Origin of the sequence: Streptococcus oralis subsp. dentisani (assembly GCF_002860905.1) — a bacterium.
In the GTDB taxonomy this organism is placed as follows: domain Bacteria; phylum Bacillota; class Bacilli; order Lactobacillales; family Streptococcaceae; genus Streptococcus; species Streptococcus oralis_BA.
Genome location: NZ_PKIG01000001.1, coordinates 194,660 through 218,950, shown reverse-complemented (window position 1 = coordinate 218,950; position 24,291 = coordinate 194,660). Strand labels below are relative to the sequence as shown.

General features: G+C 43.4%; 24 protein-coding genes. 21 read left to right on the top strand and 3 right to left on the bottom strand.

Features of this window, described 5'->3' with window-relative positions:
* Window positions 1-30: 30 nt before the first annotated feature.
* The 10 genes from CYK16_RS01115 (at window position 31) to CYK16_RS01070 (ending at window position 8,504) form a co-directional block, all read left to right on the top strand.
* Window positions 31-936, top strand: coding sequence for a magnesium transporter CorA family protein (locus CYK16_RS01115; RefSeq protein ID WP_101776499.1), 906 nt, complete (start codon window positions 31-33; stop codon window positions 934-936).
* 16 nt (window positions 937-952) lie between these two features.
* Window positions 953-1,480: a YqeG family HAD IIIA-type phosphatase gene (locus tag CYK16_RS01110; RefSeq protein ID WP_000963748.1), complete on the top strand. Its 528-nt coding sequence runs from the start codon at window positions 953-955 to the stop codon at window positions 1,478-1,480.
* Window positions 1,481-1,482: 2 nt separating this feature from the next.
* Window positions 1,483-2,589: a ribosome biogenesis GTPase YqeH gene (gene yqeH, locus CYK16_RS01105; RefSeq protein ID WP_101776498.1), complete on the top strand. Its 1,107-nt coding sequence runs from the start codon at window positions 1,483-1,485 to the stop codon at window positions 2,587-2,589.
* 213 nt (window positions 2,590-2,802) lie between these two features.
* Window positions 2,803-3,114, top strand: coding sequence for a ribosome assembly RNA-binding protein YhbY (gene yhbY, locus CYK16_RS01100; RefSeq protein ID WP_000060169.1), 312 nt, complete (start codon window positions 2,803-2,805; stop codon window positions 3,112-3,114).
* A 51-nt stretch (window positions 3,115-3,165) separates the two neighbouring features.
* A complete protein-coding gene (locus CYK16_RS01095) occupies window positions 3,166-3,795 on the top strand; it encodes a nicotinate-nucleotide adenylyltransferase (RefSeq protein ID WP_101776497.1) in 630 nt (209 codons plus the stop codon).
* Entirely contained in the window at window positions 3,795-4,388 is a 594-nt protein-coding gene (gene yqeK / locus CYK16_RS01090; RefSeq protein WP_101776496.1) for a bis(5'-nucleosyl)-tetraphosphatase (symmetrical) YqeK, read from the top strand. The genes CYK16_RS01095 and yqeK overlap by 1 nt, the downstream gene beginning before the upstream one ends.
* The gene (gene rsfS, locus CYK16_RS01085) at window positions 4,389-4,742 is read left to right on the top strand and encodes a ribosome silencing factor (RefSeq protein ID WP_101776495.1); all 354 of its coding nucleotides are present in this window, start codon (window positions 4,389-4,391) and stop codon (window positions 4,740-4,742) included.
* A gap of 110 nt (window positions 4,743-4,852) precedes the next feature.
* Window positions 4,853-5,593 (top strand): class I SAM-dependent DNA methyltransferase, encoded by a 741-nt coding sequence (locus CYK16_RS01080; protein WP_060805479.1) that lies wholly within the window; start codon window positions 4,853-4,855, stop codon window positions 5,591-5,593.
* A 9-nt stretch (window positions 5,594-5,602) separates the two neighbouring features.
* On the top strand, window positions 5,603-6,700 hold the full coding sequence (locus CYK16_RS01075; protein WP_060805460.1) for a nucleotidyltransferase: 1,098 nt from the start codon (window positions 5,603-5,605) through the stop codon (window positions 6,698-6,700).
* Between the two features lie 190 nt (window positions 6,701-6,890).
* Complete coding sequence (locus CYK16_RS01070; RefSeq protein ID WP_060805459.1) at window positions 6,891-8,504, top strand: ribonuclease Y; 1,614 nt, start codon at window positions 6,891-6,893, stop codon at window positions 8,502-8,504.
* A 70-nt stretch (window positions 8,505-8,574) separates the two neighbouring features.
* On the opposite strand, the gene CYK16_RS01065 is transcribed toward CYK16_RS01070, so the two are convergent.
* Window positions 8,575-9,402 carry a DUF4839 domain-containing protein gene (locus CYK16_RS01065; RefSeq protein WP_060805458.1) on the bottom strand — a complete coding sequence of 276 codons (828 nt, stop codon included), beginning with the start codon at window positions 9,400-9,402 and terminating at the stop codon, window positions 8,575-8,577.
* 225 nt (window positions 9,403-9,627) lie between these two features.
* Between CYK16_RS01065 and gmk the strand changes: the two genes are divergently transcribed.
* The 11 genes from gmk (at window position 9,628) to CYK16_RS01010 (ending at window position 21,820) form a co-directional block, all read left to right on the top strand.
* Window positions 9,628-10,254, top strand: a complete 627-nt coding sequence (gene gmk / locus CYK16_RS01060) for a guanylate kinase (protein ID WP_000775041.1) — start codon at window positions 9,628-9,630, stop codon at window positions 10,252-10,254.
* 24 nt (window positions 10,255-10,278) lie between these two features.
* A complete protein-coding gene (gene rpoZ, locus CYK16_RS01055; protein ID WP_000979235.1) occupies window positions 10,279-10,593 on the top strand; it encodes a DNA-directed RNA polymerase subunit omega in 315 nt (104 codons plus the stop codon).
* A gap of 65 nt (window positions 10,594-10,658) precedes the next feature.
* Window positions 10,659-13,055, top strand: coding sequence for a primosomal protein N' (locus tag CYK16_RS01050; protein WP_060805457.1), 2,397 nt, complete (start codon window positions 10,659-10,661; stop codon window positions 13,053-13,055).
* 12 nt (window positions 13,056-13,067) lie between these two features.
* Complete coding sequence (gene fmt / locus CYK16_RS01045; RefSeq protein WP_060805456.1) at window positions 13,068-14,003, top strand: methionyl-tRNA formyltransferase; 936 nt, start codon at window positions 13,068-13,070, stop codon at window positions 14,001-14,003.
* The gene (rsmB, locus tag CYK16_RS01040) at window positions 13,996-15,309 is read left to right on the top strand and encodes a 16S rRNA (cytosine(967)-C(5))-methyltransferase RsmB (RefSeq protein ID WP_180948726.1); all 1,314 of its coding nucleotides are present in this window, start codon (window positions 13,996-13,998) and stop codon (window positions 15,307-15,309) included. Before fmt ends, rsmB begins: the two co-directional genes overlap by 8 nt.
* 14 nt (window positions 15,310-15,323) lie before the next feature.
* A complete protein-coding gene (locus CYK16_RS01035; protein WP_101776493.1) occupies window positions 15,324-16,064 on the top strand; it encodes a Stp1/IreP family PP2C-type Ser/Thr phosphatase in 741 nt (246 codons plus the stop codon).
* The gene (gene pknB, locus CYK16_RS01030; protein ID WP_101776492.1) at window positions 16,061-17,962 is read left to right on the top strand and encodes a Stk1 family PASTA domain-containing Ser/Thr kinase; all 1,902 of its coding nucleotides are present in this window, start codon (window positions 16,061-16,063) and stop codon (window positions 17,960-17,962) included. Before CYK16_RS01035 ends, pknB begins: the two co-directional genes overlap by 4 nt.
* A gap of 88 nt (window positions 17,963-18,050) precedes the next feature.
* Window positions 18,051-18,809, top strand: coding sequence for a threonine/serine exporter family protein (locus CYK16_RS01025; RefSeq protein ID WP_101776491.1), 759 nt, complete (start codon window positions 18,051-18,053; stop codon window positions 18,807-18,809).
* 1 nt (window position 18,810) lies between these two features.
* The gene (locus tag CYK16_RS01020) at window positions 18,811-19,248 is read left to right on the top strand and encodes a threonine/serine exporter family protein (protein WP_101776490.1); all 438 of its coding nucleotides are present in this window, start codon (window positions 18,811-18,813) and stop codon (window positions 19,246-19,248) included.
* A gap of 125 nt (window positions 19,249-19,373) precedes the next feature.
* On the top strand, window positions 19,374-20,546 hold the full coding sequence (locus CYK16_RS01015; protein ID WP_180948733.1) for a hydroxymethylglutaryl-CoA synthase: 1,173 nt from the start codon (window positions 19,374-19,376) through the stop codon (window positions 20,544-20,546).
* Window positions 20,546-21,820: a hydroxymethylglutaryl-CoA reductase, degradative gene (locus CYK16_RS01010; RefSeq protein WP_101776488.1), complete on the top strand. Its 1,275-nt coding sequence runs from the start codon at window positions 20,546-20,548 to the stop codon at window positions 21,818-21,820. Before CYK16_RS01015 ends, CYK16_RS01010 begins: the two co-directional genes overlap by 1 nt.
* Window positions 21,821-21,856: 36 nt before the next feature.
* On the opposite strand, the gene CYK16_RS01005 is transcribed toward CYK16_RS01010, so the two are convergent.
* Window positions 21,857-22,822, bottom strand: a complete 966-nt coding sequence (locus CYK16_RS01005; protein WP_000226009.1) for a LacI family DNA-binding transcriptional regulator — start codon at window positions 22,820-22,822, stop codon at window positions 21,857-21,859.
* A complete protein-coding gene (locus CYK16_RS01000; protein ID WP_101776487.1) occupies window positions 22,803-24,257 on the bottom strand; it encodes a sucrose-6-phosphate hydrolase in 1,455 nt (484 codons plus the stop codon). Before CYK16_RS01000 ends, CYK16_RS01005 begins: the two co-directional genes overlap by 20 nt.
* Between the last annotated feature and the right edge of the window lie 34 nt (window positions 24,258-24,291).

Below are 24,291 nucleotides of genomic sequence, written 5' to 3'. Positions count from 1 at the left end.
CAATAGAAAGAGTTTGGTAAAGGAGAGAAGATGTTTTTAGAAAAACAGTTGGGCAATGGTTGTACCTGGATAGACCTTGGTGTGGATAAGATTAAAAATATGGAAGATCTTTCTGACATCTATGGATTGGACAAGGAAACCATTGAGTATGCTCTGGATAGAAATGAACGAGCTCATATGGATTATAACCGTGAAACGGAGACGGTAACCTTTATTTATAATGTTCTTGATTTAGAAAAAGACAAAGAATATTATGAAGCGATTCCCATGACCTTTATCGTTGAAAACAAACGAATGATTACCATCAGCAACCATAAGAATGCTTATGTCATTGATCAGATGTTAGCTTATCTGGATAGCCATGAGTCGCTTTCTATTTACAAGTTTCTTTTTGCTGGTTTAGAGATTATCAGTAACGCTTATTATCCTGTCATTGAAGAGATGGATAAAAGTAAGGACGAAATTAGTGCCTTGCTACGTCAAACTACAACAAAGAAAAATCTCTTCGCCCTCTCTGACTTGGAGACAGGTATGGTTTACTTGACAGCAGCGGCAAAACAAAATCGACTCCTCTTGGAACATATCCAGGGCCATGCTCTTTATCGGAGATTTAATGATGTCGAACGAGAGCAGTTTGATGATGCCATGATTGAAGCCCATCAGTTGGTGTCTATGACAGACTTGATTTCTCAAGTCTTGCAACAACTCTCAGCTTCTTACAACAACATCCTAAACAATAACTTGAATGATAGTTTGACAATTTTGACTATTGTCTCCGTCTTACTAGCAGTACTTGCGGTTATTACAGGTTTCTTCGGAATGAATGTTCCTCTACCATTTACAGAAGAGCCAAATGCTTGGATTTATATCTTAATGGCTAGCTTGATTTTATGGGCAGCCTTATCTCAATGGCTGAAGAAAATTACTAGAAAATAAAAGAGAAGGAGCCAGAATGGCGATTGAAAATTACATGCCAGATTTTGCTGTGGAAGCAGTTTATGATCTGACAGTCCCAAGTCTGCAGGCGCAGGGAATCAAGGCTGTTTTGGTCGATTTGGATAATACCCTCATTGCTTGGAACAACCCTGATGGGACGCCAGAGATGAAACAATGGCTACATGACCTTCGGGACGCGGGCATTCGCATCATCGTGGTCTCAAATAACACTAAGAAACGCGTCCAACGAGCAGTTGAGAAGTTTGGAATTGATTACGTCTATTGGGCTCTGAAGCCCTTCACATTTGGGATTGATCGTGCCATGAAGGAATTCCACTATGAGAAAAGTGAAGTGGTCATGGTTGGCGACCAGCTCATGACAGATATACGAGCAGCCCACCGTGCAGGCATTCGCTCGATTTTAGTCAAACCCTTGGTCCAACATGACTCGATCAAAACGCAGATTAACCGAGCTCGTGAGCGCCGTGTCATGCGAAAAATCACTGAAAAGTACGGACCGATTACATATAAAAAAGGAATTTAACTATGGAAGAAATTCTCTGTATTGGTTGTGGAGCAACCATTCAGACAACAGACAAGGCTGGTCTTGGATTTACCCCCCAGTCGGCACTTGAAAAAGGTTTGGAGACTGGCGAAGTCTATTGCCAACGCTGTTTCCGTCTTCGTCATTACAATGAAATCACGGATGTTCAGTTGACGGACGATGATTTCCTCAAGCTCTTGCACGATGTGGGAGACAGTGATGCCTTAGTGGTCAATGTCATTGATATCTTTGATTTTAATGGCTCTGTCATCCCAGGCTTGCCACGTTTTGTATCGGGCAACGATGTTCTCTTGGTAGGAAATAAAAAAGATATCCTCCCTAAGTCAGTTAAGCCGAGCAAGATTAGCCAGTGGCTCATGGAGCGTGCCCACGAAGAAGGCCTTCGTCCAGTCGATGTTGTCCTAACTTCGGCACAAAACAAACATGCCATTAAGGAAGTCATTGACAAGATTGAACACTACCGTAAGGGCCGTGATGTTTATGTGGTCGGTGTGACCAACGTTGGAAAATCAACTCTTATCAATGCCATTATCCAAGAAATCACGGGTGATCAGAATGTCATCACGACTTCGCGCTTCCCAGGGACAACCTTGGACAAAATCGAGATTCCGCTTGACGACGGATCTTATATCTACGATACGCCGGGGATCATCCACCGCCACCAGATGGCCCATTACTTGACGGCTAAAAACCTCAAGTATGTCAGCCCTAAAAAGGAAATCAAGCCTAAAACCTATCAGCTCAATCCTGAACAAACCCTGTTTTTAGGTGGACTCGGACGCTTTGACTTCATTGCAGGAGAAAAGCAAGGTTTCACAGCCTTCTTTGACAATGAACTCAAATTGCATCGTACCAAGTTAGAAGGCGCTAGTGCTTTCTACGATAAGCACCTCGGAACCCTTTTAACCCCACCAAATAGCAAGGAAAAAGAAGATTTTCCAAAACTAGTCCAACATGTCTTTAACATTGAGGACAAGACAGACCTAGTCATCTCAGGCCTAGGCTGGATCCGCGTAACAGGCACAGCCAAAGTCGCCGTCTGGGCACCAGAAGGCGTCGCCGTCGTCACACGAAAAGCCATTATTTAAACCAAAATCGCTGAGCGAACAAAGTGAGCTCATATATCGATAGTTATTGCCGTGGTGTGATTGCCAATCTGTAGATTGGCAAGGGGCACAATTGAGACATAGGCTCAATTGTGAGGCCAGGAAATCCATTTTTCAAAGATGAGATCTTTGGAAAATTAGTTCCGACCGTCCCTCACCACCTAAAATAACTATCAAAAAACAAGGAAGAAAATTATGTCATTAACATCAAAACAACGTGCCTTCCTCAACAGCCAGGCACACACCCTCAAACCCATCATCCAAATTGGAAAAAATGGTCTCAACGACCAAATCAAAACCAGCGTCCGTCAAGCTCTTGACGCCCGTGAATTGATCAAGGTTACTCTTTTGCAAAACACAGATGAAAATATCCACGAAGTAGCTGAAATCTTGGAAGAAGAAATCGGTGTGGATACAGTCCAAAAAATCGGACGAATCTTGATTTTGTTTAAACAATCCAGCAAGAAAGAAAATCGCAAGATTTCTAAAAAAGTCAAAGAAATCTAGGAAACCTACTCCAAATAACTGTTTTTACAGAGAAATAAAGGAGACTAGCCTATGGCAATCGAACTATTGACTCCCTTTACCAAGGTAGAGTTGGAGCCAGAAATCAAGGAGAAAAAACGCAAACAAGTCGGGATTTTAGGGGGGAATTTTAACCCTGTTCACAATGCCCACCTGATTGTTGCGGACCAAGTACGGCAACAGTTGGGACTGGATCAAGTTCTGCTCATGCCTGAATACCAACCTCCTCATGTAGATAAAAAGGAAACAATCCCTGAACACCATCGTCTCAAGATGCTTGAGTTGGCGATTGAGGGGATTGAAGGTCTGGACATTGAAACTATTGAGTTGGAGCGCAAGGGCATTTCTTACACCTACGACACCATGAAAATCTTGACAGAGCAACATCCTGATACGGATTATTACTTTATCATCGGGGCGGATATGGTGGACTATCTGCCTAAGTGGTATCGAATTGATGAGCTGGTAGACATGGTTCAGTTTGTAGGGGTTCAGCGCCCACGCTACAAGGCAGGGACTTCCTATCCCGTTATCTGGGTGGATGTGCCTCTCATGGATATCTCGTCCAGTATGGTGCGGAACTTCCTTGCCCAGGGACGGAAACCCAATTTTCTCCTACCTCAGCCTGTGCTAGACTACATCGAGAAGGAGGGACTCTACTGATGGCCTATCAAGACTATATCAACTGCTCTCGCGATGTTTTGTTGGAAAAAATGGCAGAGCTTCTGCCTGAAAAGCGCTTAACCCATTGCTTGGGTGTGGAGCGTGCAGCCATTGAACTAGCAGAGAGATTTGGAGTAGATGGTGAGAAGGCAGGTCTAGCAGGCCTTCTTCATGACTATGCTAAAAAGCTGTCAGATCAGGAATTTTTAGACTTGATTGACCGTTATCAGCTAGATTCCGACCTCAAAAACTGGGGCAATAATGTTTGGCATGGCATGGTTGGCATCTACAAGATTCAGGAAGATTTGAATTTGCATGATTCTGAAATTCTACGAGCCATTGAAATCCATACAGTCGGTGCTGGTCAGATGACAGATCTTGATAAGATAATCTACGTCGCAGACTATATCGAGCACAATCGTGTCTTTCCAGGAGTGGATGTAGCACGTGAGATTGCAAGTTTATCGCTCAATAAGGCGGTGGCCTATGAAACAGCTCGTACCGTAGAGCATCTAGCTCATCAGGGATTCCCCATCTATCCCCAAACCCTTGAAACCTATAACGCCTTTGTGAACTATTTGAAAGAGGACTAAATGAACGAAAAAGAATTACTAGAACTAGTCGTGAAAGCGGCTGATGAGAAACGCGCGGAGGATATCCTCGCACTTGACGTACAAGATTTGACTAGCGTGACGGACTATTTTGTTATCACTAGCTCAATGAATAGCCGTCAGTTGGATGCTATCGCTGACAATATCCGTGAAAAAGTAGCTCAAGCAGGCTTTAAAGGCAGTCATGTCGAAGGCGATGCAGCTGGAGGCTGGGTTTTGCTAGACCTAGGTGCTATCGTTGTGCATATCTTCTCAGAAGAAATGCGTGCCCACTATAACCTAGAAAAACTATGGCATGAGGCGGATTCAGTAGATATTTCAGAAGCTCTTGCTTAGAAGATGAACTCAGTTGTAGTCAACTGGGTTTCTTTGCTTATTTTAGAAGAAAATGGATAGAAAGGTGAGGGCTAGTGGTGTTTGCCATGGAGGCTCTTGGTATCATGATTATGGCAACTTATGAAACTTTTGCGGCGGTCTATGATGCAGTCATGGATGACAGTTTATATGATAAATGGACTGATTTTTCTCTGCGTCATTTGCCTAAGAGCAAGGAGAGAAAGAAACTCTTGGAATTGGCTTGTGGGACAGGTATCCAGTCTGTGCGATTTTCTCAAGCAGGTTTTGATGTGACTGGACTTGATTTGAGTGCGGATATGTTGAAGATTGCTGAGAAGAGAGCTACTTCAGCCAAACAAAAGATTGATTTTATGGAAGGCAATATGCTGGATTTGTCCAAGGTAGGTCAATATGATTTTGTCACTTGTTATTCGGACTCAATCTGTTACATGCAGGATGAAGTGGAAGTAGGCGACGTTTTTAAAGAAGTCTATAATGCGCTTAATGAAGACGGAGTTTTCATCTTTGACGTGCATTCGACTTACCAGACAGATGAAGTTTTTCCAGGCTATTCCTACCATGAAAATGCAGAAGATTTTGCCATGCTCTGGGATACTTATGAGGACGCGGCACCTCACTCCATCGTGCATGAGTTGACCTTTTTTGTCAAGGAGGCTGACGGTTCCTTTAGCCGCCACGATGAAGTGCATGAGGAACGGACTTATGAGGTTTTAACCTATGATATTTTGCTGGAACAGGCTGGTTTCAAGTCTTTCAAACTCTATGCCGACTTTGAGGACAAGGAACCAACAGAAACCAGTGCCCGTTGGTTTTTTATCGCACAGAAGTAGGAGATTAGCATGACCATCACAGGTATTATCGCGGAGTTTAATCCTTTTCATAATGGGCATAAATACCTGCTGGATCAGGTAGAGGGGTTGAAAATCGTAGCCATGTCTGGAAATTTCATGCAACGTGGAGAACCAGCGATTATAGATAAGTGGATACGGGCCCAGATGGCGCTGGAAAATGGAGCGGATCTGGTGGTGGAATTGCCATTTTTAGTCAGTGTTCAGGCAGCAGATTTCTTTGGCCAAGGGGCTGTGGATATCTTATCCCAGCTAGGAATTGATAACCTAGCCTTTGGGACAGAGGAAGTTCTGGATTACCAGAAAATTGCTGACTTATATACAGAGCAAGGTACTAAGATGGAGAAATTTGTGGAAAATCTGCCTGATTCTCTTTCCTATCCACAGAAAACCCAAGCCATGTGGAAGGAGTTTGCAGGTCTTGATTTTTCTAGCAATACGCCCAATCATGTCCTTGCTCTCGCCTATGTCAAAGCAGTTGCAGGACGCAACATCAAATTCCATCCGATTCAGCGTCAGGGAGCGGGTTACCATTCTTTGGACAAGGATGTGGACTTTGCCTCGGCGACAGCCCTCCGTCAGCACCAGAGGGACAAAGATTTCTTAGAACGCTTTATACCTTCTGTTGCCCTCTTTGAGCAAGCTAGTAAGGTGAGCGGGGATGACTATTTTTCTATGCTCCGCTATCAAATCTTGTCAAATCCCGACCTAACCACCATCTATCAGGTCAATCAAGAAATGGCTGTGCGCATTAAGGAAGCCATCAAGACAGCCCAGTCTGTAGAAGAATTGGCTGAGGCTGTTGCGACCAAGCGGTATACTAAGGCGCGTGTCAGACGCCTCTTGACCTATATCTTGGTGCAGGCTAGAGAAAGTGACTTGCCAGAAGGCATCCATGTCCTTGGTTTTACCGAAAAAGGCAGACAGCATCTTAAATCTCTGAAAGGTCAGGTCAATCTAGTCAGCCGAATTGGCAAAGAACCTTGGGATGCCATGACCCAAAAGGCAGACCAGATCTACCAACTGGGAAAACCAAGTATAGCAGAGCAGAATTTTGGAAGAGTGCCGATTAGAATAGAAACAAACTAAGTCTACTGAAAAGTAGGCTTTTTCTCAAGTCTCTACTAAACTACTATTTCTAAACAACAAGTTTATTTTAGCAAATGTGTTCCAGATTCCCTAAAACATATTCTATTTTAGGTTTGTGAAAATCACTTTTTTATGGTAGAATGTAAAAGAATGTATGTCATTCGGAATAACAATTAAATGAGGTAAAAACATGGAAATCATGTCGATTGCGATTGCTGTTTTTGCCGTCATCATTGGTTTAGTCATTGGATATGTCAGCATCTCAGCTAAGATGAAATCATCTCAGGAAGCTGCGGAGTTGATGCTTTTAAATGCTGAACAAGAAGCAACTAATTTACGTGGACAAGCTGAGCGTGAAGCGGATTTACTTGTTAATGAAGCCAAGCGTGAAAGCAAGTCTCTTAAAAAAGAAGCACTATTGGAGGCCAAAGAAGAAGCCAGAAAATACCGTGAAGAAGTGGACGCTGAATTCAAATCAGAACGTCAAGAACTCAAACAAATCGAAAGTCGTTTGACCGAGAGAGCTACTAGCCTCGACCGTAAGGACGACAATTTGACGAGTAAAGAACAAACACTTGAACAAAAAGAACAAAGTATTTCTGATAGAGCGAAAAACCTTGATGCGCGTGAAGAGCAATTAGAGGAAGTCGAAAGACAAAAAGAAGCAGAACTAGAGCGTATTGGTGCTCTGTCTCAGGCAGAAGCACGAGATATTATCTTGGCTCAGACAGAGGAAAACTTGACCAAGGAGATTGCCAGCCGTATTCGTGAAGCTGAGCAAGAAGTCAAGGAACGTTCTGACAAAATGGCCAAGGACATCTTGGTTCAAGCTATGCAACGTATCGCTGGTGAATATGTAGCGGAGTCGACAAACTCAACAGTTCATCTGCCAGACGATACTATGAAGGGACGCATTATTGGTCGTGAAGGTCGTAACATTCGCACCTTTGAAAGTTTGACAGGGGTCGATGTGATTATCGACGATACACCAGAAGTGGTGACCTTGTCAGGATTTGACCCGATTCGTCGCGAGATTGCTCGTATGACTATGGAAATGTTGCTCAAAGATGGTCGTATCCACCCAGCTCGTATCGAAGAGTTGGTTGAGAAAAACCGTCAAGAGATTGACAATAAAATCCGTGAATACGGTGAGGCTGCTACCTATGAGATTGGTGCGCCAAACCTTCATCCAGACTTGATGAAGATTATGGGACGTTTGCAGTTCCGTACTTCTTATGGACAAAATGTTTTGCGCCATTCGATTGAAGTTGCTAAGCTGGCTGGTATTATGGCCAGCGAACTTGGTGAAAATGCGGCTCTTGCCCGTCGTGCTGGATTCCTTCACGATATTGGGAAAGCTATTGACCGCGAGGTTGAAGGTAGCCACGTTGAAATCGGTATGGAATTGGCCCGTAAGTACAAGGAACATCCAGTTGTGGTGAATACGATTGCTAGTCACCACGGCGATGTTGAAGCAGAAAGCGTCATTGCAGTTATCGTTGCTGCAGCAGATGCCTTGAGCGCAGCCCGTCCAGGTGCTCGTAGTGAGTCTCTTGAAAGCTATATCAAGCGTCTCCATGATTTGGAAGAAATTGCTAACGGCTTTGAAGGGGTACAAAATAGCTTTGCCCTTCAAGCAGGGCGTGAGATCCGTATCATGGTCAATCCAGGACAAATCAAGGACGACAAAGTCACAATCTTGGCTCACAAAGTTCGTGAGAAAATTGAAAACAATCTCGATTACCCAGGAAATATCAAGGTAACCGTGATTCGCGAGCTTCGTGCAGTAGATTATGCTAAATAATAAAAAACTGAGGTCAGAAGGGAATCTGACTTCAGTTTTTTGAATAAATTATTTGAAATAATTCGTTATATTATCGAGGCGAAACCTTAATTGGAGATAGGTAGACTAAATCTTGAGTGGAGTTATAGTTTCCAATTTGTGCCTTTATATGTACATTTTGGCCTTTAGAAATATTTTCGCCATTAAAAGAGTTGAAAGCGGCGTTAGAAACTGTTGTTATATTTACAAATTTAAAGTTTGGTCCCGAAGGTGCTTGTTCTGCTCCTAAGTAATTTCCACCATAAATAAGCATATCGAATTTTGTTTTGTAATTTTTATAGTGTGCAATATCTGCTATGTGTCCATCAAATTCGATGACTTGACCTTTATATTTTTGAATAAAATTTGTTATGGTGCTTGAGTCATCAGTTTGCAATAGTGCTTTAAATTCCTCATTGTTTTCAGTCGTGATGACAGCTGATTGGGATGGACTTGTTGACGAGGTTTCGGTTGAGCTTGATGTGGTGTTAGTTGAACTAGAGGAAGCAGGCGTCGAACTTGATGATGTAGAGGATGATTCACTAGTTTTCTCGACAGATTTTTCAACAACGCTACTAGTTTCTGTAGATGAAGGGGGAGAAACAGTAGTTGACTTATCTGAGTATACTCCAATTATAACTGATATAAGAATAATAAATATTACAGCAACACCAATTAAATATGGAATTAATTTTTTTACCTTCAATTCCAGTGGGCTTAATGTTGTAATTTCAACCTCAGCTTCTTTTTCAAAAAAACCAAATACTCCAGCATTTCCATGATCAATAATATTGATTTTGACTTCACTTTTTTTGAGATTGAGTTCAGATAAGCCATTTTCAATCGCTTCATCAACATTTTTACCTTTATAATTTCCCATAAACTTCTCCTTTTTATATTAGTAGTTTTATTATCTCTTAAATAGAATAAAAAGGCAAGTATATTTTAAGAGGATATCTTGTATAAATCTAAATAAATAAGAAAGAGCAGTTGAAAAATTACTGCTTTTTTGTTACACTAGATAGAAAGACTGTAAAGGATAATCTGGCTTTTTGCCATTATTCTAGAGAAATGTTATTTCACAGACTGACTAAAAGGAGACACAATGGCAGACCGAGGCTTACTAATCGTTTTTTCTGGTCCTTCAGGGGTTGGAAAAGGAACGGTTAGAAGAGAGATTTTTGAGAGTTCTGAAAACCAATTTCAATACTCTGTATCGATGACGACACGCGCACAACGTCCTGGAGAAGTGGACGGTGTTGACTATTTCTTCCGTACTCGTGAAGAGTTTGAAGAGCTGATTCGTCAAGGACAGATGTTGGAATACGCAGAATATGTCGGCAACTACTATGGAACTCCTCTGACCTATGTCAATGAAACCTTGGACAAGGGAATCGATGTTTTCCTTGAAATTGAGGTTCAGGGCGCTCTTCAGGTCAAGAAAAAGGTTCCAGATGCTGTCTTTATCTTCCTGACACCACCAGATTTGGATGAATTGCAAGATCGTTTGGTAGGACGTGGAACAGACAGCGCAGAAGTGATTGCCCAACGAATCGAAAAGGCCAAGGAAGAAATTGCTCTCATGCGTGAGTATGATTATGCGATTGTCAACGATCAGGTGCCCCTAGCTGCTGAGCGTGTCAAACGTGTGATCGAAGCAGAGCACTTCCGTGTGGATCGTGTCATTGGTCACTATCAGGAGATGTTACCAAAATCTCCAACTACCCGATAAAATTTAGAAAATAGGTACAAGCAAATGATGTTAAAACCCTCTATTGATACCTTGCTCGACAAGGTTCCTTCAAAATATTCACTCGTAATCTTGGAAGCAAAACGTGCCCACGAATTGGAAGCAGGTGCGCCAGCAACTCAAGGTTTCAAGTCTGAAAAATCAACTCTTCGCGCTTTAGAAGAAATCGAATCAGGAAACGTTACAATTCACCCAGATCCAGAAGGAAAACGTGAAGCAGTGCGTCGCCGTATCGAAGAAGAAAAACGCCGCAAAGAAGAAGAAGAAAAGAAAATCAAAGAGCAAATCGCTAAAGAAAAAGAAGATGGTGAAAAAATTTAAGGTTGGGGGGACTCAATCTTATTTTTTCTATTGCAAGAATGTACTGACAAGGAGGAGGTGAGAAGATGGCTATAGCCAAGATTATCGTAGATGTGCCTTTGATGCAGACGGACCAGCCCTATAGTTACAGGATTCCTGAGGAATTTGAGGGAATGCTAGAAGTTGGGATGCGGGTTCATGTGCCCTTTGGTAAGGGAAATCGTCTGATTCAAGGGATTGTTCTTGGTTTGGAGTCCCAACCAGATGAAGAAGAGGCTAATCAAGATTTAAAAGATGTTGCCGAAGTACTGGATTTTTCTCCTGTTCTCACGCAAGAACAACTCTGGCTGGCTGAGGAGTTACGCAAGTCAGTCTTCTCCTATAAAATCTCCATCCTTAAGGCTATGCTACCAGGATTTCTGAACTCTAGCTATGATAAGATTCTCTATCCTCTGGAAGGTTTGAGTCAGACAGACAAAGAGCGCTTGTTTGGTTCAGAAGATTCTCTAGCTTTTTCTTCTCTGGATTTAGGTAAGCAAGCCGAAATGATGCGTTTGACTAGAAAAGGCCTGCTTGGTCTGGAGTATCAGGCAGTCGATCAAAAGAAGGTCAAGACCCAGTCTTGGTATGAGGTAGACCTTGCTCAATTAGAAAGTGTAGAGATTTCTACACGCGCCAAGAAAAAGTTAGAACTGAGAGACTATTTGCTTTCTCATCCTGAGAGTGCTTCCTTGGCTAGTTTGTTAGAGTCCTATTCACGGGAGCAAGTCAACTTCTTTGTGGAACAAGGTGCTGTTACCATAGTCCAAAAGGAAGTTCAACGCTCGGCTGCTTATTTTAAAGGCATTGAGGCAAGTCGGCCTTTGGAGTTGAATCCAGAGCAAAGGCAGGCGCGTGATGCGGTTGTCAGTGCGATTGGCAGTTATCAGCCTCCCTTCCTCCTTCAAGGAATTACTGGCAGTGGCAAAACAGAAGTCTACTTGCAGATTATCCAAGGTGCCTTGAATAAGGACAAGACAGCTATTTTGCTGGTGCCTGAGATTTCCTTGACTCCACAGATGACGGAGCGTTTTATTGCACGTTTTGGGGACAAGGTGGCCATTCTTCATTCAGGCCTGTCTAATGGTGAAAAGTATGATGAATGGCGCAAGGTGGAACGCGGCGATGCCCAAGTTGTGGTTGGTGCCAGATCTGCCATCTTTGCTCCTCTGAAAAATCTTGGGGTCATGATTATCGATGAGGAGCACGAAGCGACTTATAAGCAAGACAGTAATCCCCGTTACCATGCCAGAGAGGTGGCTATTTTACGGGCTCAGTATAATCAAGCAGCTTTGGTGCTTGGTTCAGCAACTCCTAGTCTGGAAAGCCGTGCTCGCGCTGGCAAAGGTGTCTATCAACACTTACGTCTGAACCAGCGAGCCAATCCTTTAGCCACCATTCCTGAGGTTCAAGTGATTGATTTTCGGGACTATATCGGACAAAATGAGACGTCAAACTTTACTCCCCCTTTGCTAGAAGCGATTCAGGACCGTCTGGCTAAAAAAGAGCAGGTGGTTCTCATGCTCAATCGTCGTGGCTATTCTAGCTTTGTCATGTGTCGGGAGTGTGGGACCGTTGATACTTGTCCCAACTGTGACATTTCCCTGACCTTGCACATGGATACCAAGAACATGAACTGCCATTATTGTGGTTTTTCTAAGGACATTCCTCAGGTCTGTCCTAACTGTAAGAGTCGCAGTATTCGTTACTACGGGACGGGCACTCAGAAGGCTTATGACGAGCTAGCAGAACTTTTTCCCCAGGCTCGCATTCTGCGCATGGATGTGGACACGACTCGTAAGAAAGGTAGTCACCAATCACTTCTTGACCAGTTTGGCAAGGGTGAAGCGGATATTCTTCTAGGAACTCAGATGATTGCCAAGGGTTTGGATTTTCCCAATGTGACTCTAGTCGGAGTGCTCAATGCGGATACAGCCTTGAATCTGCCTGATTTCCGTTCTTCTGAGAGAACCTTCCAGCTCTTGACTCAGGTGGCAGGTCGAGCAGGTCGGGCTGAAAAAGCTGGTCAGGTCTTGATACAGTCCTACAATCCGCAGCACTACGCTATTCGATTTGCCAAGGAACAGGATTACGAAGGATTTTACGCTTATGAAATGGGAATCAGACGACAACTTGGTTATCCACCTTACTATTTCACAATTGGCATTACCCTTTCTCACAAGAAAGAAGAAGAGGTTGTCAAACGTGCTTATGAAGTCATGAACATTTTACGATCAGGTTTGTCTGAAACCAGTAACATCCTTGGACCGACGCCTAAACCTATTGCCCGTACCCACAACCTCTATCATTATCAGATTTTAATTAAATACCGTTTAGAAGATGAGCTGGGGCCGACCCTCAACCAGGTCTTGGCCTTGACTCAAGAACGAGAAAATAGTGAGCTCCGTCTCAGCATTGACCATGAGCCACAGCAATTTTTATAAGAAGGAGAAGATATGACAAAACTAATCTTTATGGGGACCCCCGACTTTTCAGCAACAGTCTTAAAAGGACTTTTGACAGATGACCGTTACGAAATTCTAGCCGTTGTGACCCAGCCAGACCGTGCTGTTGGTCGTAAAAAAGTTATCCAAGAGACCCCAGTCAAGCAGGCTGCCAAGGAAGCAGGTCTTCCTATCTACCAACCTGAAAAATTATCTGGAAGTCCAGAGATGGAAGATCTTATGAAGCTAGGAGCAGATGGAATTGTGACTGCTGCATTTGGGCAGTTTCTCCCAAGTAAACTCCTTGATAGCATGGGCTTTGCGGTCAACGTTCATGCCTCTCTTCTTCCTAAACACCGTGGTGGTGCGCCTATCCATTATGCCTTGATTCAAGGGGATGAGGAAGCTGGTGTGACCATTATGGAAATGGTTAAGGAAATGGATGCAGGAGATATGATTTCTTGTCGCAGTATTCCTATCACGGATGAGGACAATGTCGGCACCTTGTTTGAGAAATTGGCGCTAGTTGGTCGTGATTTGCTTTTGGATACTTTGCCTGCCTACATTGCTGGTGATATCAAACCTGAACCGCAGGATCCAAGTCAGGTTACTTTCTCGCCAAATATCAAACCTGAGGAAGAAAAGTTGGATTGGAATAAAAGCAATCGTCAACTTTTCAACCAAATCCGTGGGATGAACCCTTGGCCAGTTGCTCATACTTTCCTTAAGGGCGACCGCTTTAAGATTTATGAAGCTCTAGCTGTAGAAGGTCAGGGAAATCCAGGTGAGATTCTCTCTATCGGCAAGAAAGAATTGATTGTCGCAACGGCAGAAGGGGCTCTATCCCTCAAACAAGTGCAGCCAGCTGGTAAACCTAAGATGGATATTGCTTCCTTCCTCAACGGTGTTGGACGGACATTGACTGTAGGAGAACGATTTGGTGACTAAAGTAGAAACGGCTAGAAGTTTAGCCCTAGCAGTATTAGAAGATGTCTTTATCAATCAAGCATACTCAAATATTGCCTTAAATAAGCATCTCAAGGGAAGTCAACTTTCTGTAGCAGACAAGGGTTTGGTAACCGAGCTGGTCTATGGAACGGTAGCCCGTAAACTGACTCTGGAATGGTACCTATCCCACTTTATCGAAGACAGAGACCAGTTAGACAGTTGGCTTTATGTCCTTCTTCTCATGAGTGCCTACCAGCTCCGCTATTTGAACAAGATTCCAGATCATGCTGTAGTCAATGAAGCAGTAGAATTAGCCAAAGTCCGTAAAAAAGGCAGTGAAAAATTGGTCAACGCTGTCCTTCGCCGTATCTTGCGTGAAGGCTGGCCAGATATCACCAGCATCAAACGAAAAAATAAGCGTGACTCCATTGCCTATTCCCTTCCGGTTTGGCTAGTTGCCAAACTCAAGGAAGAATACGGCGAAGAGCGAGCGCAAGCTATTTTTGAAAGTCTTTTGGTGCGTAACAAGGCCAGCATTCGTGTGACTGATTTAAGCCGAAAAGAGGAAATACAAACCTTGTTGGAGGCCAGTGATTCATCCTTGTCTCCTTTTGGTCTGGTTAAGGAGCAGGGGCACTTTGCAGGCCATGATTTGTTTGCGGAGGGAGCTATTACCATTCAAGACGAGTCTAGTCAGCTGGTTGCTCCGACGCTTGATTTACAAGGTGGTGAGCAGGTTCTAGATGCCTGTGCGGCTCCAGGTGGGAAAACAGCCCATATAGCCTCTTATCTAACGACAGGTCAGGTTACTGCTCTGGACTTGTACGACCATAAGTTGGACTTAATACAAGAAAATGCCCAACGTTTGGGAGTTGCAGATCGGGTTCAAATGCAAAAATTAGATGCCAGAAAGGTGCATGAGTTTTTTGGTCAGGATTCATTTGATAAGATTTTGGTAGATGCTCCCTGTTCAGGAATCGGTCTTCTGCGCCGAAAACCAGACATCAAATACAATAAAGAAACGGCAGATTTCGCGTCCTTGCAGGAAATTCAGCTAGAAATATTAGGTAGTGTTTGTCAAACACTACGCAAAGGTGGTATAATAACTTATAGTACCTGTACTATTGTCTCAGAGGAGAACTTTCAAGTCGTACAGGCATTTTTAGAAAGTCATCCTGAATTTGAGCAGGTTACACTAGAACATGAATGTAAGGATATCATGAAAGACGGCTGTATCCTCATTACACCTGAATTGTATGGAAGTGATGGATTTTTTATCAGTCAATTTCGTAAGATATCGGATTAGGAAGGAACTAACACATGGAAATTTCATTATTAACAGATGTTGGTCAGAAACGAACAAATAACCAAGACTATGTCAACCACTATGTCAATAGAGCTGGACGTACTATGATTATCCTAGCTGATGGTATGGGAGGTCATCGCGCAGGGAATATCGCTAGTGAAATGGCGGTAACAGACCTAGGTGTAGCTTGGGTAGATACTCAAATCGATACAGTTAATGAAGTACGTGAATGGTTTGCTAACAACCTTGAGATTGAAAATCAAAGGATTAACCAATTGGGACAAAATGAAGCCTATAAAGGAATGGGAACAACCCTTGAGGCTGTAGCCATTATTGATAATCAGGCTATTTATGCTCACATCGGAGATTCTCGTATCGGTTTGATTCGTGGAGAAGAATACCACCAGTTAACGAGCGACCATTCTTTAGTCAATGAATTGCTTAAGGCTGGTCAATTGACACCTGAAGAAGCTGCTAGCCATCCACAGAAAAATATTATTACACAATCTATTGGTCAAAAAGATGAAATTCAGCCTGATTTTGGAATGATCACCCTTGAGCCGGGAGACTATCTCTTACTCAATAGTGATGGCTTGACAAATATGATTTCAGGCAGTGAGATTTGTGATATTGTAACCAGTGATATTCCTTTGGCAGATAAAACAGCGACGCTCGTACGTTTTGCTAACAATGCAGGAGGTTTAGACAACATTACGGTTGCCCTTGTTTCTATGAACGAGGAGGATGCAGAATGATCCAAATCGGCAAGATTTTTGCCGGACGCTATCGGATTGTGAAACAGATTGGCCGAGGAGGCATGGCAGATGTCTATTTGGCCAAGGATTTAATTCTAGACGGAGAAGAAGTGGCAGTGAAGGTCCTGAGGACCAACTACCAGACGGACCCGATAGCTGTAGCTCGTTTTCAGCGTGAAGCGAGAGCTATGGCAGATCTAGACCATCCTCATATCGTTCGGATAACAGATATTGGTGAGGAAGACGGTCAACAGTATCTTGCAATGGAGTATGTTGCTGGACTAGACCTTAAACGCTATATCAAGGAACACTATCCTCTTTCTAATGAAGAAGCCGTCCGTATCATGGGACAAATCCTCCTAGCCATGCGTTTGGCCCATACTAGAGGAATTGTTCACCGGGACTTGAAACCTCAAAATATCCTTTTGACACCAGATGGGACTGCCAAGGTCACAGACTTTGGGATTGCGGTAGCCTTTGCTGAGACGAGTCTGACCCAGACTAACTCTATGCTGGGTTCAGTTCATTACTTGTCACCAGAGCAGGCTCGTGGTTCTAAGGCGACTGTACAGAGTGATATCTATGCCATGGGGATTATTTTCTATGAGATGTTGACAGGCCATATCCCTTATGACGGGGATAGCGCGGTGACCATCGCCCTTCAGCATTTCCAGAAACCACTGCCGTCAGTTATTGATGAAAATCCATCTGTGCCTCAGGCTTTGGAGAATGTTGTCATCAAGGCAACTGCCAAGAAATTGACAGATCGTTATCAGTCAGTTGCAGAGATGTATGTGGACTTGTCTAGTAGCTTGTCTTATAATCGTCGCAATGAGCCTAAACTGGTATTTAATGATACTACTAAGGCGGACACCAAGACTCTACCAAAAGTATCCCAGAGTACCTTGACTTCGATTCCTAAGGTGCAAACACAAAGTCCGAAGCCACAGACTGCCAAGCCGAGTCAGCAGGTTTCGGAAGACAATTACGCAAGCAAGCCTGTTAAGAAACGGAAATTTAGAGTTCGTTATATGATTTTGTTGGCCAGCATTGTATTGGTGGCAGCCTCTCTGATTTGGATATTATCCAGAACTCCTGCAACCATTGCCATTCCAGATGTGGCAGGTCAGACAGTGGCGGAAGCCAAGGAAACGCTCAAGAAAGCCAATTTTGAGATTGGCGAGGAGAAATCAGAGGCTAGTGAAAAGGTGGAAGAAGGGCGGATTATCCGTACAGATCCTGAAGCTGGAAAGACTCGAAAAGAAGGTTCGAAAATCAATTTGGTTGTCTCATCAGGCAAGCAATCTTTCCAATTGAGTAACTATATTGGCCGTAAATCGACAGATGTTATAGCAGAACTCAAGCAGAAGAAGGTTCCTGAAAATCTCATCAAAATTGAGGAAGAAGAATCAAGTGAGAGCGAAGCAGGAACCGTTCTCAGACAGAGTCCAGCTGCCGGAACAACCTATGATTTGAGCAAGGCCTCAACGATTACCTTAACTGTTGCTAAGAAAGTAACCAGCGTTGCTATGCCAAGTTATATAGGATCTAGTCTCGAATTTACTAAAAACAATCTCGTTCAAATTGTCGGTATTAAAGAAGCCAATATTGAAGTTGTAGAAGTGTCGACAGCTCCTGATGGAACTGCTGAGGGGACTGTTGTAGAGCAAAGTCCAAAAGCAGGCGAAAAGGTTGATTTGACTAAGACGCGTGTCAAGATTTCAATCTACAAACCAAAAACACCACCGTCAACGTCATCATCAGCACCAGCCCAACGTGGAAACCAAGGTTCTACTACGACACCAAGTCAGGGGAACCAACAAGGAAATCAACGAGGGAATGCACCTGCTACTACTCAATCAAGTAGTGAAGGCAACCACGAAAATTCTCGTGATTAAACGAATCTTTGTCATGATTTCATGGCAAAGATTTTTTTTGAGTCCGGATTTGTGATAGAATAGAGGAAGTTGATAAAAGGAGGAAAGCATGGAAGAGTTAAAAGAATTAAATGCAGTTATTGATGTGATTATGTTAGCTGGAACCATTCTTCTCAAAAGTGGATCAGAGATTCATCGCGTAGAAGATACCATGATTCGGATTGCGCATTCGCAGGGGATTGTGGATTGTAATGTTCTTGCCATGCCTGCTGCCATCTTTTTCTCGATTGAAAATACCAATATTTCGCGTATGAAGCGCGTGACCTCATCTTCTTATAACATTGAAAAAGTCTGCGATGTGAACCAGATTTCTCGTCAGCTGGTTGGGGGGCGGATTGATTTAGAGACAGCCTTCAAGCAATTGACTGCTTTGCAAGCCCAACCTCTTCCTTATACTAAGTTGCAGGTAACTCTGGCTGCGACCTTTAGTGCCCCTTTCTTTTCGGTTATGTTTAGTGGAAATATCTACGACGCACTCGGGGCAGGAGTGGCTACCTTATTTGGTTTTGCCTTTTCCCTCTATGTGGAGAAGTTTATCCGAATTCCTTTTGTGACAGCCTTTGCTGGAGCCTTTGTCTTTGGGATGATTGCCCAGTTTTGGGCTCGCTACACAGGTTTTCCTTCAACGGCAGATTTGATTATAGCTGGTGCGGTCATGCCGTTTGTACCAGGGATTGCCTTGACCAATGCGGTTCGTGATATTATGACTAACCACATAAACTCTGGTATGAGCAAGATGTTTGAATCCCTGCTCATTACTCTTGCTTTAGGGGCAGGAACTTCTGTCGCCTTGGTATTGATGAATTAATATGACACTAACAACCTTTTTATTACAAGCAGTAGCAAGTCTTCTTGCTATTATTACCTTTCTAATCGTACTCAATGTTCAGCGGTCCATGCTCTTACCAGGAGGAATTTTGGGCATGGCTGTCTGGCTGATTTATCTCTTGCTCAAGGAACCGACCAATGTTATTGTGGCTACTTTTATTGCAGCCATTATCGGTTCTTGTGTCAGCCAGATTTTAAGTATTCTTTATAAGACACCTGCTGTGGTCTTTATCTTAGCCATCTTGGCACCTCTAGTTCCGGGTTATCTCTCCTATCGGACAACTGCCTTTTTTGTGACAGGAGATTACAGTCATGCCATTGCTAGTGCAACCTTGGTTGTTATGCTGGCTTTGGTGATTTCCATTGGAATGGCTAGCGGAACAGTGATTCTCAGACTTTATTCTCACTTACGAAAATAGCATAATGGTTAGAATAATAAGCGACTTGATTTGGTGAATCAAGTCTTTTTTCTCTCTTTTACTGCCATTTGTGATAAAATAGTATAGAACGATTTTTTACAATGAATGATAAAACAGAGGTAAATATGACAATCGGTATTGATAAGATTGGTTTTGCGACCAGTCAATATGTCTTGAAATTACAAGACTTAGCAGAAGCGAGGGGAATTGACCCTGAAAAATTAAGCAAAGGACTCTTACTCAAGGAATTGAGTATTGCGCCCCTAACTGAGGACATCGTGACCTTGGCGGCCAGTGCAAGTGACTCTATTTTAACTGAGCAAGAAAGAGCAGAAATTGATATGGTCATTGTGGCTACTGAGTCAGGAATTGACCAGAGTAAGGCTGCGGCTGTCTTTGTGCATGGCTTGCTGGGCATCCAGCCCTTTGCTCGTAGTTTCGAAATTAAAGAAGCTTGCTATGGAGCGACAGCGGCCCTTCATTATGCCAAATTGCATGTGGAAAATTCTCCAGAGTCCAAGGTCTTGGTCATTGCCAGTGATATTGCCAAATATGGTATTGAAACTCCAGGAGAACCCACTCAGGGTGCTGGCAGTGTGGCCATGTTGATTACACAAAATCCACGCATTATGGCCTTTAATAACGACAATGTGGCTCAGACTCGTGACATCATGGATTTCTGGCGTCCAAATTACTCAACAACCCCTTATGTAAATGGTGTCTATTCTACCCAACAATATTTGGATAGTTTGAAAACGACTTGGCTTGAATACCAAAAACGCTACCAGCTTACATTAGATGATTTTGCAGCTGTGTGCTTCCACTTGCCTTACCCTAAATTAGCGCTAAAAGGCTTGAAAAAAATTATGGATAAGAGCTTTCCTCAAGAGAAAAAAGACCTCTTGCAAAAGAATTTTGACCAGTCTATTCTCTACAGTCAAAAGGTGGGGAATATCTATACAGGTTCCCTTTTCCTCGGACTCTTGTCTCTCTTGGAAAATACAGATAGCTTGAAGGCTGGCGATAAAATCGCCCTTTATAGTTACGGAAGTGGTGCCGTGGCTGAGTTCTTCAGTGGTGAATTGGTTGAAGGATATGAAGCTTATCTGGATAAAGACCGTTTGAACAAGCTCAACCAACGAACTGCCCTGTCTGTTGCTGACTATGAAAAAGTCTTCTTTGAGGAAGTAGAGTTAGACGAAACAAATTCTGCCCAGTTTGCTGGCTATGAAAATCAAGATTTTGCCTTGGTTGAAATTGTGGACCACCAACGCCGTTATAGCAAGGTTGAAAAATAATGAAGATAAGTTGGAATGGATTTTCTAAAAAATCATACCAAGAGCGCCTCGAGCTGTTAAAAGCTCAGGCGCTCCTTAGTCCTGAGAAGCAAGTGAGTTTGGAGCAGGATGAACAGATTAGTGTGACTGTGGCAGACCAGCTGAGTGAGAATGTAGTGGGAACTTTTTCTCTGCCTTATTCGCTGGTCCCAGAGGTTCTCGTTAACGGTCAGGAATACACAGTTCCCTATGTGACAGAAGAACCGTCTGTGGTTGCTGCGGCCAGCTATGCCAGCAAAATCATCAAGCGAGCAGGTGGCTTTACTGCTCAGGTTCATCAGCGCCAGATGATTGGGCAGGTAGCCCTTTATCAAGTTGCTGATCCTGAACAAGCGCTAGAGAAGATTGCCAGCAAGAAGGCAGAACTCTTGGAGCTTGCTAATCAAGCCTATCCTTCCATTGTTAAACGCGGGGGTGGGGCGCGTGATTTACATGTAGAACAGCTCAAAAGCGAAACAGACTTTCTAGTCGTTTATCTTCATGTCGATACCCAGGAAGCCATGGGAGCCAATATGCTCAACACCATGTTGGAAGCCTTGAAACCAATATTAGAAGAACTCAGTCAGGGACAAAGTCTTATGGGGATCCTGTCCAACTACGCGACCGATTCTCTAGTGACTGCAAGCTGTCGTATCGCCTTTCGTTACTTGAGTCGCCAAAAGGATCAAGGGCGAGAGATTGCGGAGAAAATAGCTTTGGCTAGTCAATTTGCACAGGCTGATCCTTATCGAGCTACTACCCACAATAAAGGGATTTTTAATGGTATTGATGCCATTTTGATTGCCACTGGTAATGACTGGCGTGCCATTGAGGCGGGAGCCCATGCCTTTGCCAGTCGAGATGGTCATTACCAAGGTCTTAGCTCTTGGCGCCTAGACTTGGAAACAGAAGAATTGGTTGGTGAGATGACTCTGCCCATGCCTGTAGCGACCAAGGGTGGTTCTATCGGCCTCAACCCTCGTGTAGCCCTCAGTCATGAGCTACTGGGAAATCCTTCTGCCAAAGAATTAGCCCAGCTTATCGTTTCTATCGGTCTCGCCCAAAACTTTGCGGCCCTCAAAGCCTTGGTGAGTACAGGAATCCAGCAAGGCCACATGAAATTGCAGGCCAAATCCTTGGCACTCCTAGCAGGTGCCAGTGAGTCCGAGGTAGCTCCCTTAGTTGAGCGACTCATCGCAGATAAAACCTTTAACCTAGAGACAGCCCAGCGTTATTTAGAAAACTTAAGATCATAAAAAAACTCAGACCGATTCGTCTGAGTTTTCTTGTGCTTAAATACTTTTTCCTGGTAATAAGGTAACTGGTAAGAAGTAACCAGTTGTCGCGACTTCCTTGCCTTCGATCTTTTGCAAGAGGAGGTCAACAGTGAGGCAGGCAATTTCTTCCAGAGGTTGCTTGATAGTAGCCAATTGAGGATAGTAATTCTCGATAAAGTAAGTTCCATCATAGCCGATGACCTTGAGCTCTTCAGGGACAGAAATGCCCAGTTCTTGAGCAATTTTAATGACCAGAATAGCTGTCAAATCATCTGAAGCAAAGATGGCATCTGGTTTTTGACGGGTCAAGATATTTTTGATTTCCATTTCTTTTCTGACTGGAGAAAAGTCACTGGAAACATTGATAATAGGAGCTTTTGGGAGTACAGATGCAAAACCAGCGTGGCGCAGTCCGGTTGGCGAATTGGAATTGTCATTCCCTGTAATCATAATGATAGACTGGGCACCTGTCTTGACTAAGGTCTGGGCTGCGAGAACCCCACCAGCATAGTTGTCAGAGGAGACGACTGGGATGTCTGGCGATAGGTTTCGGTCAAAGGAAATAATTGGTGCTGTCACGCGATTATAGTCTTCGATTCCCAAGTTGTGACTACCAGAAATGATGCCGTCCACCTGATTGGCTTCCAACATTTCGATGTATTCGCGTTCCTTCTCAGAATCGTGCTCACTGTTGCAGATGATGGTCTTATAACCATTTTTGAAGAGTTGGTGCTCCAACTTATCAATCAATTCTGCATAGAAAACATTGGAAATATTGGGGAAAATCAAACCGATTAACTTAGCCGATTTTCCTTGCAGACTACGAGCTAGGTTGTTGGGTTTATAGCCCAACTCTCGCATGGCTTCATTTACCTTTTGAATGGTTTTTTCAGATAGGTAGCCTTTTTTATTGATAACCCGAGAAACGGTAGTAGGACTGACGCCTGCAAGTTTGGCGACATCAGTTAGTTTTGCGACCATAATCTAATTCATAGTAAGTTCCAGTTGGGTTTCCAGATCTAATCAGGATCCCATTTTGGTCCGCATGTGGGAAGACACGACCAGAAAATACTTTTTCTCCTTTATTGATGAAAATTTCAAAGACAGAGTTATCGATGAAAATCGTAGCAGTAGTAGCCTGGTTATCGATTGGGCAAGAACGTGTAGTTCCAAATTCTTGGGCATACTGTTCTCCAGCCTGGCTACGATCTACTGTCACTTGACCATTTACAAGGTCAAAGTTGATGGAAAGTCCCTTGCCTTCTTGATCAGCAAGTAAGACAATCTCGCTCTGGCTATTAGCTTCCAAGTTGAGTTCAAGTTCGTAAGTGTTCTTGGTTTGAGCACGATTTGAGAAGACTTCTTCAGAAGCACGAAGGTCCTTGATAGCTGCGACTGGGTATTGGTAGAGTTTGCCGTCTTTGATAGTGAGTTCCTTGACCAAAGAGAAGGTTCCTTGGTAGTCGAAACGATCAGATGGATATGAAACATCAGGCAAGCCAAGCCAGCTAACAGCTAGAGCACGTCCATCAGGAGCGTTAAAGGCTTGAGTTGCATAGGCTTCGAAACCATAGTCCATGTTTTGAAGTTGAGATACATCTACCATTTTAGCATTTTCAGGGTCAAAGGAAGCCCCAATCTTATACATATTTGGAAAGATATTATCGTAGTCTAGAACTTTCTTATCCAATCCTTGTGGGCAGTAGAGAAGGACAGGTTGTTCCCCTACAAAGACCAGATTTGGACATTCCATCATGTAGGCAGTACGGTCGTTAGCAAAGTCAAGGTTGCCAACGGCTTGCCAGTTTGTATAGTCGTTGTCTACAGCCTTGTAGAGACGGACGAAGCCTTTTTTCTCCAAGTCCTGTCCACCGACGATAGCATAGTATTGGCCCTTGAAGTTAAAAATTTGCGGATCACGGAAGTGGTCAGTAGAGTCTGCTGGCTGGTCGATCAAGATCTTGTCAATCTTCGTAATCTTGCCATCCTTGTCCATCAAAGCACCGATTTGGTACGGGTGACGGATCCAGTTTTCATCGCGGACATTTCCTGTATAAAATAGGAACAAGTTATCGCCAAACTGCATGGCAGAACCAGAGTAGGCACCGTGGCTATCTAATGGAGTATCTGGTAAAACTTTGATTCCAGTTTCTTTAAAGTGAATCAAATCATCACTTTCTAGCTGTGCCCAAGATTTTAAACCGTGGGCTGCACCAAAAGGAAAATTCTGGTAAAAGAGGATCCACTTGCCATCAAAGTAAGAAAAGCCATTTGGGTCGTTGAGAAGTCCTGTTTTTGGCTCAACATGGTAATGAGTATGCCATGGAGATTGTGCCATATTTTTCTTTATATTTTGAATTTCTTCTTGCGTCCAATCTTCATAGGGTCTGTAACGACGCTCAGTTGTCCATTCCATTCATTCATTCCTCCAAAAATCTTATCACTTTAAT

What these genes read in the sequence shown, in the direction of transcription:
- CYK16_RS01010 (WP_101776488.1), top strand. Translation starts at nt 20,546, where the DNA reads ATGAAGATAAGTTGGAATGGATTTTCTAAAAAATCATACCAAGAGCGC.
- CYK16_RS01050 (WP_060805457.1), top strand. Translation starts at nt 10,659, where the DNA reads ATGGCTATAGCCAAGATTATCGTAGATGTGCCTTTGATGCAGACGGAC.
- pknB (WP_101776492.1), top strand. Translation starts at nt 16,061, where the DNA reads ATGATCCAAATCGGCAAGATTTTTGCCGGACGCTATCGGATTGTGAAA.
- CYK16_RS01065 (WP_060805458.1), bottom strand. Translation starts at nt 9,402, where the DNA reads ATGGGAAATTATAAAGGTAAAAATGTTGATGAAGCGATTGAAAATGGC.
- CYK16_RS01080 (WP_060805479.1), top strand. Translation starts at nt 4,853, where the DNA reads ATGGCAACTTATGAAACTTTTGCGGCGGTCTATGATGCAGTCATGGAT.
- yqeH (WP_101776498.1), top strand. Translation starts at nt 1,483, where the DNA reads ATGGAAGAAATTCTCTGTATTGGTTGTGGAGCAACCATTCAGACAACA.
- gmk (WP_000775041.1), top strand. Translation starts at nt 9,628, where the DNA reads ATGGCAGACCGAGGCTTACTAATCGTTTTTTCTGGTCCTTCAGGGGTT.
- CYK16_RS01110 (WP_000963748.1), top strand. Translation starts at nt 953, where the DNA reads ATGGCGATTGAAAATTACATGCCAGATTTTGCTGTGGAAGCAGTTTAT.
- CYK16_RS01035 (WP_101776493.1), top strand. Translation starts at nt 15,324, where the DNA reads ATGGAAATTTCATTATTAACAGATGTTGGTCAGAAACGAACAAATAAC.
- CYK16_RS01095 (WP_101776497.1), top strand. Translation starts at nt 3,166, where the DNA reads ATGGCAATCGAACTATTGACTCCCTTTACCAAGGTAGAGTTGGAGCCA.
- CYK16_RS01115 (WP_101776499.1), top strand. Translation starts at nt 31, where the DNA reads ATGTTTTTAGAAAAACAGTTGGGCAATGGTTGTACCTGGATAGACCTT.
- CYK16_RS01025 (WP_101776491.1), top strand. Translation starts at nt 18,051, where the DNA reads ATGGAAGAGTTAAAAGAATTAAATGCAGTTATTGATGTGATTATGTTA.
- rsfS (WP_101776495.1), top strand. Translation starts at nt 4,389, where the DNA reads ATGAACGAAAAAGAATTACTAGAACTAGTCGTGAAAGCGGCTGATGAG.
- yqeK (WP_101776496.1), top strand. Translation starts at nt 3,795, where the DNA reads ATGGCCTATCAAGACTATATCAACTGCTCTCGCGATGTTTTGTTGGAA.
- rpoZ (WP_000979235.1), top strand. Translation starts at nt 10,279, where the DNA reads ATGATGTTAAAACCCTCTATTGATACCTTGCTCGACAAGGTTCCTTCA.
- yhbY (WP_000060169.1), top strand. Translation starts at nt 2,803, where the DNA reads ATGTCATTAACATCAAAACAACGTGCCTTCCTCAACAGCCAGGCACAC.
- CYK16_RS01015 (WP_180948733.1), top strand. Translation starts at nt 19,374, where the DNA reads ATGACAATCGGTATTGATAAGATTGGTTTTGCGACCAGTCAATATGTC.
- CYK16_RS01005 (WP_000226009.1), bottom strand. Translation starts at nt 22,822, where the DNA reads ATGGTCGCAAAACTAACTGATGTCGCCAAACTTGCAGGCGTCAGTCCT.
- CYK16_RS01000 (WP_101776487.1), bottom strand. Translation starts at nt 24,257, where the DNA reads ATGGAATGGACAACTGAGCGTCGTTACAGACCCTATGAAGATTGGACG.
- CYK16_RS01020 (WP_101776490.1), top strand. Translation starts at nt 18,811, where the DNA reads ATGACACTAACAACCTTTTTATTACAAGCAGTAGCAAGTCTTCTTGCT.
- CYK16_RS01070 (WP_060805459.1), top strand. Translation starts at nt 6,891, where the DNA reads ATGGAAATCATGTCGATTGCGATTGCTGTTTTTGCCGTCATCATTGGT.
- CYK16_RS01075 (WP_060805460.1), top strand. Translation starts at nt 5,603, where the DNA reads ATGACCATCACAGGTATTATCGCGGAGTTTAATCCTTTTCATAATGGG.
- fmt (WP_060805456.1), top strand. Translation starts at nt 13,068, where the DNA reads ATGACAAAACTAATCTTTATGGGGACCCCCGACTTTTCAGCAACAGTC.